The 16,694-nt window shown below is 57.2% G+C and carries 15 protein-coding genes; 7 read left to right on the top strand and 8 right to left on the bottom strand.

Annotated features, from left to right (window positions below):
• Window positions 1-90 precede the first annotated feature (90 nt).
• The 3 genes from adk (at window position 91) to ACMGGQ_RS03265 (ending at window position 3,190) form a co-directional block, all read left to right on the top strand.
• Window positions 91-735 (top strand): adenylate kinase, encoded by a 645-nt coding sequence (gene adk / locus ACMGGQ_RS03255; RefSeq protein WP_006809841.1) that lies wholly within the window; start codon window positions 91-93, stop codon window positions 733-735.
• A gap of 125 nt (window positions 736-860) precedes the next feature.
• On the top strand, window positions 861-1,823 hold the full coding sequence (gene hemH / locus ACMGGQ_RS03260; RefSeq protein ID WP_045909746.1) for a ferrochelatase: 963 nt from the start codon (window positions 861-863) through the stop codon (window positions 1,821-1,823).
• A 62-nt stretch (window positions 1,824-1,885) separates the two neighbouring features.
• Window positions 1,886-3,190, top strand: coding sequence for an inosine/guanosine kinase (locus ACMGGQ_RS03265; RefSeq protein WP_047716279.1), 1,305 nt, complete (start codon window positions 1,886-1,888; stop codon window positions 3,188-3,190).
• A 92-nt stretch (window positions 3,191-3,282) separates the two neighbouring features.
• Here the strand turns inward: ACMGGQ_RS03265 and ybaL are convergent, their stop codons facing one another.
• Together ybaL and ACMGGQ_RS03275 are read right to left on the bottom strand one after the other, a co-directional pair.
• Window positions 3,283-4,959 (bottom strand): YbaL family putative K(+) efflux transporter, encoded by a 1,677-nt coding sequence (gene ybaL / locus ACMGGQ_RS03270; RefSeq protein WP_045909744.1) that lies wholly within the window; start codon window positions 4,957-4,959, stop codon window positions 3,283-3,285.
• 230 nt (window positions 4,960-5,189) lie between these two features.
• Window positions 5,190-6,398 (bottom strand): MFS transporter, encoded by a 1,209-nt coding sequence (locus ACMGGQ_RS03275; protein WP_048030121.1) that lies wholly within the window; start codon window positions 6,396-6,398, stop codon window positions 5,190-5,192.
• Window positions 6,399-6,559: 161 nt separating this feature from the next.
• Here ACMGGQ_RS03275 and ushA point away from each other — a divergent pair, with 161 nt between their 5' ends.
• Window positions 6,560-8,212, top strand: a complete 1,653-nt coding sequence (ushA, locus tag ACMGGQ_RS03280) for a bifunctional UDP-sugar hydrolase/5'-nucleotidase UshA (RefSeq protein ID WP_196364935.1) — start codon at window positions 6,560-6,562, stop codon at window positions 8,210-8,212.
• Between the two features lie 90 nt (window positions 8,213-8,302).
• Here ushA and ybaK read toward each other — a convergent pair whose 3' ends face one another.
• The 3 genes from ybaK to copA form a co-directional block, all read right to left on the bottom strand.
• Window positions 8,303-8,782: a Cys-tRNA(Pro)/Cys-tRNA(Cys) deacylase YbaK gene (gene ybaK, locus ACMGGQ_RS03285; protein WP_045909742.1), complete on the bottom strand. Its 480-nt coding sequence runs from the start codon at window positions 8,780-8,782 to the stop codon at window positions 8,303-8,305.
• Between the two features lie 199 nt (window positions 8,783-8,981).
• Complete coding sequence (locus tag ACMGGQ_RS03290; RefSeq protein WP_111967311.1) at window positions 8,982-9,776, bottom strand: TraB/GumN family protein; 795 nt, start codon at window positions 9,774-9,776, stop codon at window positions 8,982-8,984.
• Window positions 9,777-9,826: 50 nt separating this feature from the next.
• Window positions 9,827-12,325, bottom strand: coding sequence for a copper-exporting P-type ATPase CopA (gene copA / locus ACMGGQ_RS03295; RefSeq protein WP_420289578.1), 2,499 nt, complete (start codon window positions 12,323-12,325; stop codon window positions 9,827-9,829).
• Between the two features lie 108 nt (window positions 12,326-12,433).
• On the opposite strand from copA, the gene cueR reads away from it, so the two are divergent.
• Entirely contained in the window at window positions 12,434-12,844 is a 411-nt protein-coding gene (gene cueR, locus ACMGGQ_RS03300) for a Cu(I)-responsive transcriptional regulator (RefSeq protein WP_045909739.1), read from the top strand.
• Here the strand turns inward: cueR and ACMGGQ_RS03305 are convergent.
• From ACMGGQ_RS03305 to ACMGGQ_RS03315, 3 genes are read right to left on the bottom strand one after another with little or no spacing between them, the layout of a single operon-like run.
• Window positions 12,841-13,293, bottom strand: coding sequence for an NfeD family protein (locus ACMGGQ_RS03305; protein WP_196345885.1), 453 nt, complete (start codon window positions 13,291-13,293; stop codon window positions 12,841-12,843). The two genes, cueR and ACMGGQ_RS03305, sit on opposite strands and share 4 nt — an antisense overlap.
• The gene (locus tag ACMGGQ_RS03310) at window positions 13,290-14,204 is read right to left on the bottom strand and encodes an SPFH domain-containing protein (protein ID WP_008499312.1); all 915 of its coding nucleotides are present in this window, start codon (window positions 14,202-14,204) and stop codon (window positions 13,290-13,292) included. Before ACMGGQ_RS03310 ends, ACMGGQ_RS03305 begins: the two co-directional genes overlap by 4 nt.
• Before the next feature lie 44 nt (window positions 14,205-14,248).
• On the bottom strand, window positions 14,249-15,100 hold the full coding sequence (locus ACMGGQ_RS03315) for a hypothetical protein (RefSeq protein ID WP_045909737.1): 852 nt from the start codon (window positions 15,098-15,100) through the stop codon (window positions 14,249-14,251).
• A gap of 143 nt (window positions 15,101-15,243) precedes the next feature.
• On the opposite strand from ACMGGQ_RS03315, the gene fetA reads away from it, so the two are divergent.
• Both fetA and fetB read left to right on the top strand, forming a co-directional pair.
• Window positions 15,244-15,915 carry an iron efflux ABC transporter ATP-binding subunit FetA gene (gene fetA / locus ACMGGQ_RS03320; protein WP_048030129.1) on the top strand — a complete coding sequence of 224 codons (672 nt, stop codon included), beginning with the start codon at window positions 15,244-15,246 and terminating at the stop codon, window positions 15,913-15,915.
• On the top strand, window positions 15,908-16,690 hold the full coding sequence (gene fetB / locus ACMGGQ_RS03325) for an iron efflux ABC transporter permease subunit FetB (protein ID WP_023617520.1): 783 nt from the start codon (window positions 15,908-15,910) through the stop codon (window positions 16,688-16,690). The genes fetA and fetB overlap by 8 nt, the downstream gene beginning before the upstream one ends.
• The last annotated feature ends 4 nt before the right edge of the window (window positions 16,691-16,694 follow it).

Here is a 16,694-nt window from a genome sequence, read left to right on the forward strand (position 1 = left end):
GCCTTCCTGCCTTCCTTGAGCGATGCCCGTTCTGGTGGTATTGTTTAGCGCTTTTGAAAAATTGAAACGACTTTTGAGGGGATTTTCGCAATGCGTATTATTCTGCTTGGCGCTCCGGGCGCGGGTAAAGGAACTCAGGCTCAGTTCATCATGGAGAAATACGGTATTCCGCAAATCTCCACCGGTGATATGCTGCGCGCCGCTGTTAAATCTGGCTCCGAGCTGGGTAAACAGGCGAAAGACATCATGGACGCAGGCAAGCTGGTGACCGACGAGCTGGTAATTGCTCTGGTCAAAGAGCGCATTGCTCAGGAAGACTGCCGTAACGGTTTCCTGCTGGACGGCTTCCCACGCACCATTCCTCAGGCTGACGCCATGAAAGAAGCGGGCATCAACGTGGACTACGTTCTGGAGTTCGACGTACCGGACGAGCTGATCGTTGACCGCATCGTTGGCCGTCGCGTACACGCTGCTTCTGGCCGCGTTTACCACATCAAATTCAACCCGCCTAAGGTTGAAGGCAAAGATGACGTGACCGGCGAAGAGCTGACCACCCGTAAAGACGATCAGGAAGAGACCGTGCGCAAGCGCCTGGTGGAATACCATCAAATGACCGCGCCGCTGATCGGCTACTACACCAAAGAAGCGCAGGCGGGTAACACCAAATACGCCAAAGTCGACGGCACCAAAGCCGTGGCTGACGTACGTGCAGAGCTGGAAAAAATCCTCGGCTAATTGCACTTCTCTCACCCGGGTCCTCCGGGTGAGAAATATTCTCATCTTACCTATTGCAGCAATGGGTTCCGTTTAAACGCATTTCCGCTACAATTGACAACCATTCAAATGGTTAAGAGGCGTGAATGAGTCAGGCGAAAACCGGCATCCTGCTTGCCAATCTGGGCACTCCAGAAGCACCTACATCAGACGCGGTAAAACGCTACCTGCGACAATTTTTAAGCGACACGCGCGTCGTGGATTTTCCGCGACTGCTGTGGTGGCCGCTGCTGCGTGGCGTCATTCTGCCGATTCGTTCTCCGCGCGTCGCCAAACTCTATCAGTCCGTATGGATGGAAGAGGGCTCGCCGCTGATGGTCTACAGCCGTCGCCAGGAAAAAGCGCTGGCCGCCCGCCTGCCGGAGATGCCCGTCGCGCTCGGCATGAGCTACGGCAAACCCTCTCTGGAAAGCGCGGTAGAATCCCTGCTGGCGCAGGGCGTGGACCATATCGTGGTGCTGGCGCTCTACCCGCAGTACTCCTGCTCGACGGTGGCCGCCGTCTGGGACGAGCTGGCGCGCATACTGGCAACCCGCCGCCGCATTCCGGGCGTGACCTTTATTCGCGACTACGCGGATAACGAGCTCTACATCAAGGCGCTTGCTAACAGCGCGCGCGCGTCGTTTGAAAAGCACGGTGAGCCGGATCTGCTGCTGCTCTCCTATCACGGGATCCCGCAGCGTTTCGCTAACGAGGGTGATGATTACCCGCAGCGCTGCCGCGATACCACCCGCGAACTGGTCTCCGCCCTTGGCCTGCCGCCGGAGAAGGTGATGATGACCTTCCAGTCGCGCTTCGGCCGCGAGCCGTGGCTGACGCCGTACACTGATGAAACCCTCAAAATGCTCGGCGAGAAGGGCGTGAAGCATATTCAGGTGATGTCGCCGGGCTTCTCGGCAGACTGTCTGGAAACGCTGGAGGAGATCGCGGTGCAAAACCGGGAATTTTTTCTGGAGGCTGGCGGCGAAAAGTACGAATACATTCCGGCGCTTAACGACTCGCCTGAGCATATCGACATGATGGTCTCACTGGTGACGAACAGCCGCTGATCGCACTCCGGGCCGGGTTTGTGCTACCATTCCCGGCCCATATTCTTCGTACAGTTCAGACCATGAAATTTCCCGGTAAACGTAAATCCAAACACTACTTCCCCGTCGATGCCCGCGATCCGCTCCTGCAGCAGATCCAGCCAGAAAATGAAACCAGTGCGGCGTGGGTCGTCGGTATCGATCAGACGCTGGTGGATATTGAGGCGAAAGTGGATGATGCGTTTGTCGCCCGTTACGGTCTGAGCGCCGGGCACTCGCTGGTGATTGAGGATGACGTTGCCGAAGCGCTGTACCAGGAGCTGGTGCGCGAAAACCTGATTACCCATCAGTTCGCCGGCGGTACCATCGGTAACACCATGCACAACTACTCCGTGCTGGCTGACGACCGTTCAGTACTGCTTGGCGTGATGTGCAGCAACATTGAAATCGGCGGCTACGCTTACCGCTATCTGTGCAACACCTCCAGCCGTACCGATCTGAACTATCTTCAGGGCGTCGACGGCCCGATTGGCCGCTGCTTTACGCTGATCGGCGAATCCGGCGAGCGGACCTTTGCCATCAGTCCTGGGCATATGAACAAGCTGCGTGCGGAAAGCATTCCCGAAGAGGTGATTGCGGGCGCCTCGGCGCTGGTGCTGACCTCCTACCTGGTGCGCTGCAAGCCGGGCGAGCCGATGCCGGAAGCGACCATGAAGGCGATTGAGTACGCGAAGAAGTACGACGTGCCGGTCGTTCTGACGCTGGGCACCAAATTCGTGATTGCCGATAACCCAGAGTGGTGGCAGGCGTTCCTGAAAGAGCACGTCTCGATTCTGGCGATGAACGAAGAGGAGGCCGAAGCGCTGACCGGTGAAAGCGATCCGCTGCTGGCGTCCGATAAAGCGCTGGACTGGGTGGATCTGGTGCTCTGCACCGCGGGCCCTGTCGGACTGTATATGGCCGGCTTCACGGAGGAAGAGAGCAAACGCAAAACCCAGCATCCGCTGCTGCCCGGCGCGATTGCCGAGTTTAACCAGTACGAGTTCAGCCGCGGCATGCGTTACAAGGATTGCGTGAATCCGCTGCGTATTTATTCTCACATCGCCCCCTACATGGGCGGTCCGGAGAAGATCATGAACACCAACGGCGCAGGCGACGGCGCGCTGGCCGCGCTGCTGCACGACATTACCGCCAATGCCTACCACAAAACCAACGTGCCGAATTCCAGCAAGCATAAGTTCAGCTGGCTGACCTATTCGTCGCTGGCGCAGGTGTGCAAGTACGCCAACCGCGTAAGCTATCAGGTGCTGAACCAGCACTCGCCGCGCTTAACGCGTGGCCTGCCGGAACGGGAAGACAGCCTCGAAGAGGCGTATTGGGATCGGTAAATGTAAAAAGGCAACGTAAGTTGCCTTTTTTAATGTTTGTTCCCTCTCCCACAGGGAGAGGGTCAGGGTGAGGGCATCAGGCCGCACCAAACCTACCCCGTCACCGCCTCTTCAACCGGCGGTTTCTCCAGTAGCGTCAGCATGGTGTTAGCAATCTCGCGCTCGCCCATCACCACCTTATCTGCACCGCGCTCGGTGATGTACTCCACCTCGTCGTCATAATGCGCCCGGGCGATAATCTCAATCGTTGGGCACTTCGCGCGCGCGGAAGCCACAATCTCACCCGCTTCATAGCCGTTGGGTATGGTGAGCAGCAGCCAGCGGGCGCAGTCCAGATGCGCCAGATTCATGATCTCTTCGTTTGCCGCATTGCCCAGCACCGCGCGAATACCGCGCTCGCGTAGCTCGTCGACGCGGGTGCGTGAGGTTTCAATCACCACCAGCGGAATACCCTGCGCCATCAGCTTCTCGCCGAGCAGGCTGCCCACGCGGCCAAAGCCGACCAGCAGGGCGTGATTGCAAATATCAACCGGGATCTGCTTCTCTTCTTCGATGGCCTCTTCGAGCGTCTGCTCTTCCAGCGTTTCGGTTTTGTCGAGGTATTTTTCCAGCAGGGCAAACAGGACCGGGTTCAGCATAATCGACAGGATCGCCCCCGCCAGCACCAGGTTTTGTCCGGCCTGCGGCAGCAGGTTCAGGGCCATGCCCAGACCGGCCAGAATAAAGGCGAACTCGCCAATCTGGGCCAGGCTGGCGGCAATGGTCAGCGCCGTCCGCGGGGAGTGGCCGAACATTCGCACCAGGAAGAAGGCGGCGAGCGACTTACCAAAAATAATGATCGCCAGCGTGCCCAGCACGGCCAGCGGCTGCTGGATCAGCACCAGCGGGTCAAACAGCATCCCGACGGAGACGAAGAACAGCACGGCAAACGCATCGCGCAGCGGCAGCGTATCGTGCGCCGCACGGTGGCTCAGCTCGGATTCGTTCAGCACCATCCCGGCGAAGAACGCGCCCAGGGCAAAGGAGACATCAAACAGCTCAACGGCACCAAAGGCGATGCCCAGCGCCAGCGCCAGCACGGAGAGGGTGAACAGCTCGCGGGAGCCGGTCGCCGCGCTGCGGGACATGATCCACGGTACCAGACGGCGGCCCACCAGCATCATGATGGCGATAAACGCCACCACTTTACCGATGGTGATGCTCATATCCAGCGCCAGCGAGGCGAAGCCGACGTTGTCTTTTTCCATCATCCCGGCGACGGCGGGCAGCAGCACCAGCGTCAGGACCATAACCAGATCTTCAACAATCAGCCAGCCAATCGCGATCTGCCCGCGCTGGCTGTCAATCAGCTGTCTCTCCTCAAGCGCGCGCAGCAGCACCACGGTACTGGCGGTTGAGAGACACAGCCCAAATACGATACCGGTCATTAACGACCAGCCCAGCACGGCCGAAAGCGCCATCCCAAGCAGCGTCGCCACCCCTATCTGGGCGATCGCTCCCGGTATGGCAATCGACTTTACCGCCATCAAATCCTTCAGGGAAAAGTGCAGACCGACGCCAAACATCAGCAGAATCACGCCCAATTCCGCCAGTTCAGGGGCCAGTTTGGTATCCGCAACGAAACCTGGCGTAAACGGTCCCGCCAGCACACCTGCCAGCAGATAGCCGACAAGAGGAGAAATACGCAGTTTATTGGCAATCATGCCGAGGATAAAAGCGAGCACAAGTCCACCAACAATGGTGGTGATAAGCGGTGTGGCGTGGTGCATTCCGTCTCCTTTCGTTGTGGGTGTTCCTTTTTGGTGAAAAACCAAAAAACCGAGTAATAGTTTATGACAATTTTTACTCTTATGTTTATGAATAATTGTTGAAGTTTGAATAAAACAGCAATATGCGCGTAAAAAAGCGCATTTTGATAAATTCAGCGAGAGGAGAAAGAAGAAACCCTTATGGCATCAGGGTGTCAGGCAGCCAACGTCGCACTTTGGCTGCCCGTAATTCACGCTTTGTGGCGGTTATCAGGCAGGAATATGGTCAACATCCCAAGAAGTGGCAGGAAAGCGCAGATTTTATAAACCAGGAAGATGCTGGTGTGATCCGCAACCATCCCTAACACCGCTGCACCCAGCCCGCCCATGCCGAAGGCAAAACCGAAAAAGAGTCCGGAAACCATACCGATACGGCCAGGCAGCAGCTCCTGGGCATAGACCAGAATGGCGGAAAACGCGGAAGCGAGGATAAAACCAATAATCACGGTTAAAATTCCCGTCCATTCAAGGCTGGCGTACGGCAAAATGAGGGTAAAGGGCGCCACGCCGAGGATAGAGCCCCAAATGACATATTTACGCCCAATCTTATCCCCAACAGGCCCGCCAATGACCGTACCGGCCGCAACGGCGAACAGGAAGGCAAACAGGTGAATCTGCGCATTTTGTACCGATAATCCGAATTTTTGCATCAGATAAAAGGTGTAATAGCTGCTGATGCTCGCCATATAGAAGTATTTCGAGAAAATCAGCACCAGCAGGACGGCTACCGCCAGGATAACCTTATTGCGCGGCAGGGGATTGATAACCTTCGCTTTAGGTTTTCCTTTATTGACGCGATGCTGTGCGGCGTACCAGCGGCTGATCTGCGCCAGCACGATAATCGCCAGCAGCGCGGCCAGCACAAACCACGCCACGTTGCCTTTACCGTAAGGGGCAATGATGACTGCGGCCAGCAGCGGGCCGAGTGAGCTACCAAAGTTACCGCCCACCTGGAAAAGTGACTGCGCCAGGCCGTGACGACCACCGGACGCCATCCGCGCCACGCGGGAGGACTCCGGATGGAACACGGACGAGCCGGTACCCACCAGCGCGGCGGCGATCAGCACGGCTTCAAAGCTCCCGGCCATGGCGAGCAGCACCAGACCGCTTAGGGTAAAGCACATGCCGATCGGCAGCGACCACGGCATCGGGTATTTATCCGTCCAGTAGCCCACCACCGGCTGCAGCAGCGAGGAAGCCAGCTGGAAGGTCAGGGTGATCATCCCGATCTGCACGAAGGTTAACGAAAATTCGGACTGCAGCAGCGGATAAATTGCCAGAATCAACGACTGGATCATGTCGTTGAGCAGGTGTGAAAGACTGATTGCACCTAAGACTTTAAAGGAGGTGCGCGACGCCGGCGCGCCCGAAACGGGCTGGGTTGATTCACTGATTGCCATAAATACCACGTTTTGTTAGCAGAAGTGCAGGGAGTAATTATTATCCGACTAACATACCCGCCTGCGACATTTGAAGAAAGTCGCAATTATGAAAACTTATTTGTCTATTCTTATTAGTCACTGTAATTTCTGCCTTTGTCTATTGGTCAGGGAGAGAGAAGATGAAGTTAATGAAGCGGGGCGTCGCGCTGGCGCTCATCGCGGCGTGGGGGCTGGTAAGCCTGCCCGCGCAGGCGTATGAAAAAGACAAAACCTATAAAATTACCATTCTGCATACCAACGACCACCACGGTCATTTCTGGCGCAGTGAATACGGCGAATATGGCCTCTCGGCACAAAAAACGCTGGTGGACGGCATTCGTAAAGAGGTCGCAGCCCAGGGCGGCAGCGTGCTGCTGCTCTCAGGCGGCGATATCAACACCGGCGTGCCGGAATCCGATTTGCAGGACGCCGAACCCGACTTTCGCGGCATGAATCTGATTGGCTACGACGCGATGGCCGTCGGTAACCATGAATTTGATAATCCGCTGACCGTACTCCGTCAGCAGGAAAAATGGGCCAAATTCCCGTTCCTCTCCGCCAATATTTACCAGAAAAGTACCGGCGAGCGCCTGTTTAAGCCGTGGGCGCTGTTTAAGCGTCAGGATCTGAAGATCGCGGTCATCGGCTTAACCACCGACGATACGGCGAAAATTGGCAACCCTGAGTTCTTCACCGATATCGAATTCCGCAAACCGGCAGACGAAGCGAAGCTGGTGATTCAGGAGCTGCAGCAAAACGAAAAGCCGGACGTGATTATCGCCACCACGCATATGGGGCACTACGACAACGGTGAGCACGGCTCTAACGCGCCCGGTGACGTGGAGATGGCGCGCAGCCTGCCTGCGGGCTCGCTAGCGATGATTGTGGGTGGTCACTCACAGGATCCGGTGTGCATGGCATCCGAAAACAAAAAGCAGGTGGACTACGTCCCGGGTACGCCGTGTGCGCCAGACCGTCAAAACGGTATCTGGATCGTGCAGGCGCACGAGTGGGGCAAATACGTGGGGCGGGCAGACTTTGAGTTCCGTAACGGCGAGATGAAGCTGGTCCACTACCAACTCATTCCGGTCAATCTGAAGAAGAAAGTCACTTACCCTGACGGGAAAAGCGAGCGCGTACTTTACACCCCAGAGATCGCTGAAAACCAGCAGATGCTCTCCCTGCTGACGCCGTTCCAGAACAAAGGCAAGGCGCAGCTGGATGTGAAAATCGGCACGCTGAACGGGCGTCTGGAGGGGGATCGCAGTAAAGTTCGCTTCGTGCAGACCAACATGGGCCACCTGGTGCTGGCGGCGCAAATGGCGCGCACCGGGGCTGATTTTGGCGTAATGAGCGGCGGTGGCATTCGTGATTCCATCGAAGGTGGAAACATCACCTATAAAGACGTTCTGAAGGTGCAGCCGTTCGGTAACGTGGTGGTCTATGCCGACATGAGCGGGAAGGAGGTCATTGACTACCTGACCGCCGTGGCGCAGATGAAGCCGGATTCCGGGGCCTATCCGCAGTTTGCCAACGTGAGCTTCGTAGCGAAAGACGGCAAGCTTAACGACCTGAAGATCAAAGGCGAACCGATTGACCCGGCGAAAACCTACCGTCTGGCGACGTTAAGCTTTAACGCTACTGGCGGCGACGGCTATCCGCATATTGATAATAAACCGGGATACGTGAACACCGGCTTTATCGACGCGGAAGTGCTGAAGCAGTATATCGAGCAGAATTCGCCGATTGACGTGAATGCGTATGAGCCGAAAGGTGAGGTGAGCTGGCAGTAGTGCCGTTGTGTTGCCCGGTGGCGCTGCGCTTACCGGGCCTACGGGTGCAAAATGTAGGCCGGGTAAGGCGTAGCCGCCACCCGGCTTTTTTTACTCCCGGCGGGCAATATCCGCAAACTTCGCGTCCAGCATTTTCGCCAGATCGCCCGCGGCAAGCTCAATGTCCAGCCCGCGTTTGCCGCCGGAGATAAAGATGGTGTCAAATTCCTGTGAAGGGGCATCGATCAGCGTCGGCAGGCGTTTTTTCTGCCCGAGTGGACTGATGCCGCCCACCAGGTAGCCCGTGGTGCGCTGCGCCACCATCGGATCCGCCATATCCACCTTCTTCGCCCCCAGCGCTTTGGCGACCTTCTTTAGATCCAGCTGTCCTGCCACGGGCGTCACCGCGACGGCGAGGTGCTTCATATCGCCGTTCACCGCCACCAGCAGCGTTTTATAAACCTGGTCAGCGTTCAGCCCCAGCTTACGCACCACTTCATCACCAAAGTTGGTTTCATTCGGATCGTGATCGTAGGTGTGGATCCGGAAAGAAATGTTGTTTTTTTCGAGTAATTTAACGGCGGGAGTCATAGCTATCCTTCTTACGACAGACAAATCATGCCAACAGCATACGCCTGACGTTTGTCTAAAAAATAGCACCATCTTGCGCAATAGTGTTGGCAGTGATGGTCACTTTGAGCGACAATCGGCTCAACCGAAGGTCTCCTTCGGCATAATAAAAACGATGAAATTCCTCTTTGACGGGCCAATAGAAATATTGGCCATTTTTTTATTTCAGCAACGACGGCAAGTTCCCTTCTCCGTACAAATGTAATGCCCCGACCGCCACCACGTAACGCCCCGCAGGTAAGGCATGCAGCGTCTGCCGCCAGGCTTTATTGCGCGCATTCATCAGCACATCATACAGCGATTCGCTGAACGTCGATGGTAACGCCAGCCTGCCGTCCGCGGGTGGCGCATCCAGCCACCAGCCAATCATGGTCTGCAGCAGGCGCGCGTTGGTGTGCCAGTGGGTCAGCGTATCATCCAGCAGCATCAGACCGTCGTCGGGAAGCTGTCGCAGGAGCGCAATCTGGCTGTCCGTTCCTTCCAGCTCGATGATGGGCAAACTGCGCGCCCTTGCCGCGTTCAGCAGCTGGTAATCAATGCCGTAGTCACCGCGCAGGCCCAGACGCTGCGCCTGCGTAGCCTGCAATACCATCGCGATTTGCCACAGCGGCAGGGTGTCAATCATGGAGAGCGAGACGCCGGTTTCCTCGGCGACGCGCGTTAGTTCCGCAAGCTGGGCTTCATCCAGGCGCTCCGCCAGGGTGAGATCGCTCTCGAGCCCGGCAAACGGTGACTCCTGACCCGAAATGTCCGCCTCAACGACCAGCGCATCGGCGTGTTTCAGCAGTTTAATCAGGCCGGGAGGCAGGGGAGACATATCCTGCGTGCCCATATGGATGCTGCCAACCAGGTGCAGGTGTTGCCCGCCGGGAAGCGAAATATCCAGACCGGGCCAGGCGTAACGGCGAGGGAAAAGGGCGCGGAACGATGTTTTTATACGATGAAACAGACCCATACGCGCTCCATAAACGGAAAGGTTCATGCTAGCGCGTACGGGTACAAGGTTCAATCCTTCGGTTTAAACCGCAACAGCCGGTTGGCGTTGCTGACCACGGTGATGGAGGAGAGCGCCATCGCCGCACCCGCGACGACCGGATTAAGCAGCGTGCCGGTCAGCGGCCACAAAATACCGGCAGCAATCGGAATACCGAGCGAGTTGTAGATAAACGCCCCCAGCAGGTTCTGCTTCATGTTGCGCAGCGTAGCTTTCGAAATGGCCAGCGCATCGGCCACGCCCATCAGGCTGTGGCGCATCAGCGTGATGGCCGCGGTTTCGATGGCCACGTCGCTGCCGCCGCCCATTGCGATCCCCACATCCGCCTGGGCCAGCGCCGGGGCATCGTTGATGCCGTCGCCGACCATCGCCACCTGACGGCCCTGACGTTGCAGGTTTTTAATGGCGTCCGCTTTGCCATCCGGCAGTACGCCCGCAATCACCTCATCAATACCGGCTTCTTTCGCGATGGCGTTGGCGGTGGTCGGGTTATCCCCGGTCAACATCACCAGACGATATCCCGCACGGTGCAGGCGCTGTAAGGCATCCACGCTGTCCTGGCGAAGCGGATCGCGCACGGCCAGCAGCGCGGCGGCTTTGCCATCCACCGCCAGCAGAACCGGGGTGGCGCCCTGTGACGCCTGCGCCTTCAGCTCACTGTCCAGCGCGGCGGTATCAATACCGTTTTCATTGAGCAATGTCTGGTTGCCCAGCAGCAGCGCGTGGCCTTCTGCTTCACCGCTCACGCCGAGCCCGCGCAGGGTGCGGAACTGATTCACCTGCGGCAGGGCAGACGCATTGGCTTTATCAAGAATGGCGCGCGCCAGCGGATGGCTGGAGCCTTGCTCCAGCGCGGCGGCAAGACGCAGCGCATCCTCTTCCGAAATGCCCACGGTGTGGACGGCGACCACCTGCGGTTTGCCTTCCGTCAGCGTGCCGGTTTTATCAAACACCAGTGTGTCCAGGGTGCTGGCCCGCTGCAGCGCGTCCGCATCCCGCACCAGCACGCCAAATTCGGCCGCGCGGCCTACGCCGGAGATGATCGACATTGGCGTCGCCAGACCAAGGGCGCAAGGGCAGGCGATGATCAGTACCGTGGTGGCGATCACCAGGGTATACACAATCTGCGGCGCCGGGCCGAAGAAGTACCAGATCGCCGCACTCAGAAGGGCAATGCCGACCACCACCGGCACAAAAATGGCCGAGATTTTATCAGCAAGCTGGCCAATTTCCGGCTTGCTGCTCTGCGCCTGGCGCACCATGCGGATAATACGCGACAGCGTCGTGTGGCTACCGACGGCACTGGCGGTGAATAGCACGCTGCCGTCCTGCACGACCGTACCGGCATGCACGGCGTCGCCGTCTGATTTCTGCTGAGGGATAGGCTCCCCGGTCAGCATCGCTTCATCCAGCCAGGCTTCACCCTGGGTTATCTTGCCGTCAACGGGAACCCGGTCGCCGGTGGTCAGGCGCAGCGTCATGCCGGGCTGAACCTCGGCCAGCGGAACGCTTTTTTCCCCTTCGTCCGTGACCACGCGGGCCGTCGGTGGGGTTAAATCAAGCAATCTTTCGAGCGCTTTCGAGGAGCGCTGGCGGGCGCGGGCTTCAAGCATATGGCCTAAGTTAATCAGGCCGATAATCATCGCGCTCGCTTCATAATAGAGATGCCGCGCTTCCATCGGGAACCACTGGGGCCAGACGTTCACGCTCATCGAATAGAGCCACGCCGCGCCGGTACCGAGGGCAACCAGGGTATCCATCGTCGCGGTACGATTTTTCAGGCTCTTCCAGGCGCTGGTATAGAAATGTCCGCCTGCGAACACCATCACCGCAAGGGTAATCAAACCAATCACCAGCCACAGCGTGCGGTTGTCGTCGGTGACCATCATGTTGTCGCCGAGCATGCCCCACACCATCACCGGAATACCGACCAGCAGGGCGACAATCGCCTGCCAGCGGAAGCGCTTCATGGTGGCGATAGCCGTTTCCTGCTGGCGCTCGCGGCGCTCGGCATCATCTTCGATGGCCTCCGCGCCGTAGCCCGCTTTCTCAACGGCCTGCACTAACTCTGCGGCGGAGGCGCTGCCCATTACCAGCGCAGTACGCTCCGCAAGATTGACCCGTGCCTGCGCGACACCCGGTACCGCCTGCAGGGCGTTTTGTACCCGGGAGACGCAGCTGGCGCAGCTCATGCCGTTGATCAGCAGCTGTTGGCTGTCATCAATATCATCCGCTGCCGGAAGCTCAGGAGTGGCCGCTGTCAGTGCTTCCGACGGGGATGATGACTCTGCCAGCGGTTTAGCCTTTGGGTGGCTTAACTCCGCCCCGTAACCGGCCTGCTTGATGGTATCGATCAGCGCATCCGCGCTGGCGCTGCCGGTCACAGCGGCATGATCGATAGTCACATCAGCGCTTTCCACATCAGGGCGCTGTTCCAGGCTTTCTTTAACGCGTTTGACGCAGTGGCCGCAGGAGAGACCGTCCAGCGTCAGGTCAATAGTGTGAGACATAACAAAACTCCCGTATAATATTTTGGTCAGTTGTTGACCGGAGTAACGCTTTTCACTAACTGTTATGAAGGTTAAACCTTCCATCAAGGGGAAGGTCAAGGGGGAAATGTGAATATCAGTGATGTGGCAAAAAAAACCGGCTTAACCAGCAAAGCGATTCGCTTTTATGAAGAGAAGGGGCTGGTGACGCCGCCGCTGCGCAGTGAAAACGGCTACCGTAGCTACACGCAGCTGCATCTGGATGAACTGACGCTGCTGCGCCAGGCCAGACAGGTCGGTTTTAATCTGGAAGAGTGCGGCGAGCTGGTTAACCTGTTCAACGATCCAAAGCGTCACAGCGCCGACGTGAAAAAACGCACGCTGGAAAAGGTGGCTGAAATTGAACGCCACATTGTCGAGCTACAGGCGATGCGCGAACAGCTGCTGCAGCTCGCGGCGTCCTGTCCGGGGGATGACAGCGCCGACTGCCCGATTATCGATAACCTTGCCGGCTGCTGCCATCGCAAAACCCATGCTTAGCAGGCTTTTACCCGCAGGGTAATGCCCTCCACCGCGATGACCTCCACCCGCGTGCCGGCGCTGAGGTCATCGTCGGCCACCACCGGCCACGAACTGTCACCTACCCGCATGTGCCCACGTCCGTTCACCAGGCCGCTGTCGAGGGTGAAACGCTTGCCGACAATCTGCTGCCCGCGCTGGTTAAGATGGGCGTCCACCGGTTTCTGCTCGTTAACCCGCCGGTTGAGCCAGCGCCACCACAGCCAGGCGGCCACCAGCGTCAGCACGGCAAACAGCGCGCCCTGCCACGCCCAGTCCAGGGGAAGGATCCAGACCAGAAGACCGGTAATGACGGCGGCTACACCGCTCCAGAGCAGGTAGCCGTTGCCGCCCAGCATCTCCGCCGCCAGCAATAAGCCGCCGAGGCTTAGCCAGAAGGCATGTGGATGTGCAACGATCAGCTCAATCATTTTTTACGCTCGTTTCCGCTGTCCTTGATCAGTTCGGCTATGCCCGCGATAGAGCCCATCAGGCTGCTGGCATCCAGCGGCATCATCACCACTTTGCTGTTGTTCGCCGACCCAATCTCTTTCAGCGCGTCGGTATATTTTTGCGCGACAAAGTAGTTCACGGCCTGAATATCACCGGCGGCAATCGCCTCGGACACCATCTGGGTCGCGCGGGCTTCCGCTTCGGCGGAACGCTCACGCGCTTCCGCCTGCAAGAACGCGGACTGACGATCACCTTCCGCTTTCAGGATCTGCGACTGTTTTTCCCCTTCCGCTTTGAGGATCTCCGCCTGGCGCACCCCTTCGGCTTCCAGAATATAGGCGCGCTTGGTTCGCTCGGCTTTCATCTGGGCGTTCATGGAGGCGATCAGCTCCGCCGGCGGGCGCACGTCGCGGATCTCGATGCGGGTAACTTTGATTCCCCACGGGTTCGTTGCCTCGTCGACAATGTGCAGCAGGCGGGTGTTAATGCTGTCGCGCTGGGAAAGCATCTCGTCCAGCTCCATCGAGCCGAGTACGGTACGGATGTTGGTCATCGTCAGGTTGACGATCGCCAGCTCCAGGTTGCTGACCTCATAGGCCGCTTTCGGCGCGTCAATCACCTGAATAAAGCAGACGGCGTCGATGGTGACGTTGGCGTTATCCTTGGAGATCACTTCCTGGGACGGAATGTCCAGAACCTGCTCCATCATGTTGATCTTGCGACCAATTCTGTCCATGAACGGAACAATCAGGCTTAAGCCTGGCTGGAGTGTATTGGTGTATCGGCCGAAACGCTCGACGGTCCACTGATAACCCTGAGGGACAATTTTGACGCCGGCGCCCACGATAACCAGCGCAACGAAAATAAGGACGGGAACAACGATAAGCATAAAAACCTCCTGTTTTGCATGCTGTGGCGAGTGAAAGTGTGTGTTTATTGCTCGTAAGTATAGGTAAAGTCAGAGATGAATCCATCACCCGCTTCAGCAATGGCTTTCGATAATCCCTGGTAGTAATTCTCCAGCCCCAGCGCTTCGATACGCTGGATCTGTTCGCGAATGGGGGCGCAGAACAGAACGGCATTCCCCGCTTCAACGCGTTTGTTATTCGGTGGAAGGTCGCCCGCGATGGCTTTAAACCAGGTTCTGATGCCCTGCTTTAAATTATGCGGCGCTTTTGCCAGGTTATCCATGCCCGTCAGGATCTGCAGAGTCGGGAACTCATCGGCCAGCACGGCGGTTTTCATGCGCGCAAAGAACTGGCTGAACAGCTCGAACGAGCCCAGATCGGTGACGCGGGGCTTGGTGGTTTTACCGTTTTTATTGCCGATTTTACCTGCCGCTGATGCCGCGGCCGGAACCGCGTTCACCTTTTCCAGCTCCAGTCCGAACAGCAAATTGCAGTGCGCGCGGCGCGCTTTCAGCGGGTAGGACATCAGGACGTCAATGAACTGTGTGGCTTTCACATCCGCAAGATTGTGGTTGATAAGCCACTGGGTGCGTGAAAATTCCGCCGGAGAGACGAACCAGTCCGGCACCTCATTGAAGCGTTTTGATTTGCCTTCACCGTCAAATTCAAGGAAGTGTGTTCCGTTGTCGAAGGCGAAATAGCAATTTTTGAAGCTGCCGATCGTGGTGTTCACGATGAGCGCCTTCTTAACAAAGTCCACCACCTCTGCACCTATCACAAAACGCGTGAGCTCCGACGATTTGATGACTTCCATTAATGTTTCTACATCAGGAACACCAGGCTTCAGGGAGGGAAACTCATAAAAGATATGTGCCATGTCGCATACTTCCTGTAGTGATGAAGGTGACAATTTGCAAACAAAAAGTTTAACACTTGCTTCAGCGTGAGGCTATTCGCGCTGTGCGGGCGAAAGGATTATGCTACAGGCGGTTATTACACGAAGCGGTCAACGGAAGCGCGATGAACGATAAAAGAAACGTATTACTGCTCAGGGATGTCGGATTTCGAGTCGGGGAAAACACGATCCTGCAGCACGTCGGGTTTAGCCTGTCGCCGGGCGAGTTTAAATTAATCACGGGTCCCTCAGGCTGTGGTAAAAGCACGCTGCTGAAGATTGTGGCGTCACTCCTCAGCCCGACGGAGGGCGCCATTCTGTTTGAAGGCGAGGATATCGCCTCGCTTTCTCCGGAAAGCTATCGCCAGCAGGTCTCGTACTGCGTGCAAACGCCCGTGCTTTTTGGCGATACGGTCTATGACAACCTGATTTTCCCGTGGCAAATCCGCAATAAAACGCCGGAGCCGGAAAAGTTTATCCAGGATCTGGCCCGCTTTGGCCTGGCGCAGGAGACGCTGAGCAAATCCATCAACGCGCTGTCGGGCGGCGAAAAGCAGCGGGTCTCGCTGATCCGCAACCTGCAGTTTTTACCGAAGGTGTTGTTGCTGGACGAAATCACCAGCGCGCTCGATGACGTCAACAAGCGCAACGTTAACGAGATTATTCATCGTTACGCCCGGGAGCAGAACATTGCCGTGCTGTGGGTGACGCACGACGCTAACGAAATAACCCATGCGGATGACGTTATTACGCTCCAGCCGCACGGCGGGAAAATGCAGGAGGCAAACCGTGGGTGAACACAACATTACCAACGAATCGCTGGCCTTTTCGATGGTGCTGGTGCTGATTGCGATTGTGGTCAGCTACCGCGAAAAGCTGGGGCTGGAAAAAGATATCGTATGGAGTATCTGTCGCGCGGTGATTCAGCTCATCATCGTCGGCTATGTGCTGAAGTATATCTTCAACGTTAACCACGCGGTGCTGACGCTGCTGATGGTGCTCTTTATCTGCTTTAACGCGGCGTGGAATGCGCAAAAGCGCAGTAAATACATCGATAAGGCGTTTGTTTCATCGTTTATCGCGATTACCACCGGAACGGCGCTCACGCTGGCGGTGCTGGTACTTTCCGGCTCGATTGAGTTTACGCCGATGCAGGTTATCCCTATCTCGGGGATGATTGCGGGGAACGCGATGGTGGCCGTTGGGCTCTGTTATAACAATCTCGGCCAGCGTTTCAGCAGCGAACAGCAGCAGCTGCAGGAGAAACTAAGCCTGGGGGCAACGCCAAAAGTGGCCTCGGCGCGGCTGATTCGCGAGAGCATTCGCTCATCGCTGATCCCTACGGTAGATTCCGCCAAAACGGTGGGGCTGGTGAGCCTGCCGGGCATGATGTCGGGGCTGATTTTTGCCGGTATCGATCCGGTAAAAGCGATTAAGTACCAGATCATGGTGACGTTTATGCTGCTTTCCACGGCAAGCCTGTCCACCATCATTGCCTGCTACCTGACCTATCGGAAGTTCTACAACGCGCGTCACCAGCTGGTGGTGACGCAGTTGAAAAAGGTGCGGTGATTGT

Source organism: Enterobacter sp. BNK-13 (assembly GCF_048685015.1).
Taxonomy (GTDB): Bacteria; Pseudomonadota; Gammaproteobacteria; order Enterobacterales; family Enterobacteriaceae; genus Enterobacter; species Enterobacter quasiroggenkampii.

What these genes read in the sequence shown, in the direction of transcription:
- adk (WP_006809841.1), top strand. Translation starts at nt 91, where the DNA reads ATGCGTATTATTCTGCTTGGCGCTCCGGGCGCGGGTAAAGGAACTCAG.
- hemH (WP_045909746.1), top strand. Translation starts at nt 861, where the DNA reads ATGAGTCAGGCGAAAACCGGCATCCTGCTTGCCAATCTGGGCACTCCA.
- ACMGGQ_RS03265 (WP_047716279.1), top strand. Translation starts at nt 1,886, where the DNA reads ATGAAATTTCCCGGTAAACGTAAATCCAAACACTACTTCCCCGTCGAT.
- ybaL (WP_045909744.1), bottom strand. Translation starts at nt 4,959, where the DNA reads ATGCACCACGCCACACCGCTTATCACCACCATTGTTGGTGGACTTGTG.
- ACMGGQ_RS03275 (WP_048030121.1), bottom strand. Translation starts at nt 6,398, where the DNA reads ATGGCAATCAGTGAATCAACCCAGCCCGTTTCGGGCGCGCCGGCGTCG.
- ushA (WP_196364935.1), top strand. Translation starts at nt 6,560, where the DNA reads ATGAAGTTAATGAAGCGGGGCGTCGCGCTGGCGCTCATCGCGGCGTGG.
- ybaK (WP_045909742.1), bottom strand. Translation starts at nt 8,782, where the DNA reads ATGACTCCCGCCGTTAAATTACTCGAAAAAAACAACATTTCTTTCCGG.
- ACMGGQ_RS03290 (WP_111967311.1), bottom strand. Translation starts at nt 9,776, where the DNA reads ATGGGTCTGTTTCATCGTATAAAAACATCGTTCCGCGCCCTTTTCCCT.
- copA (WP_420289578.1), bottom strand. Translation starts at nt 12,325, where the DNA reads ATGTCTCACACTATTGACCTGACGCTGGACGGTCTCTCCTGCGGCCAC.
- ACMGGQ_RS03305 (WP_196345885.1), bottom strand. Translation starts at nt 13,293, where the DNA reads ATGATTGAGCTGATCGTTGCACATCCACATGCCTTCTGGCTAAGCCTC.
- ACMGGQ_RS03310 (WP_008499312.1), bottom strand. Translation starts at nt 14,204, where the DNA reads ATGCTTATCGTTGTTCCCGTCCTTATTTTCGTTGCGCTGGTTATCGTG.
- ACMGGQ_RS03315 (WP_045909737.1), bottom strand. Translation starts at nt 15,100, where the DNA reads ATGGCACATATCTTTTATGAGTTTCCCTCCCTGAAGCCTGGTGTTCCT.
- fetA (WP_048030129.1), top strand. Translation starts at nt 15,244, where the DNA reads ATGAACGATAAAAGAAACGTATTACTGCTCAGGGATGTCGGATTTCGA.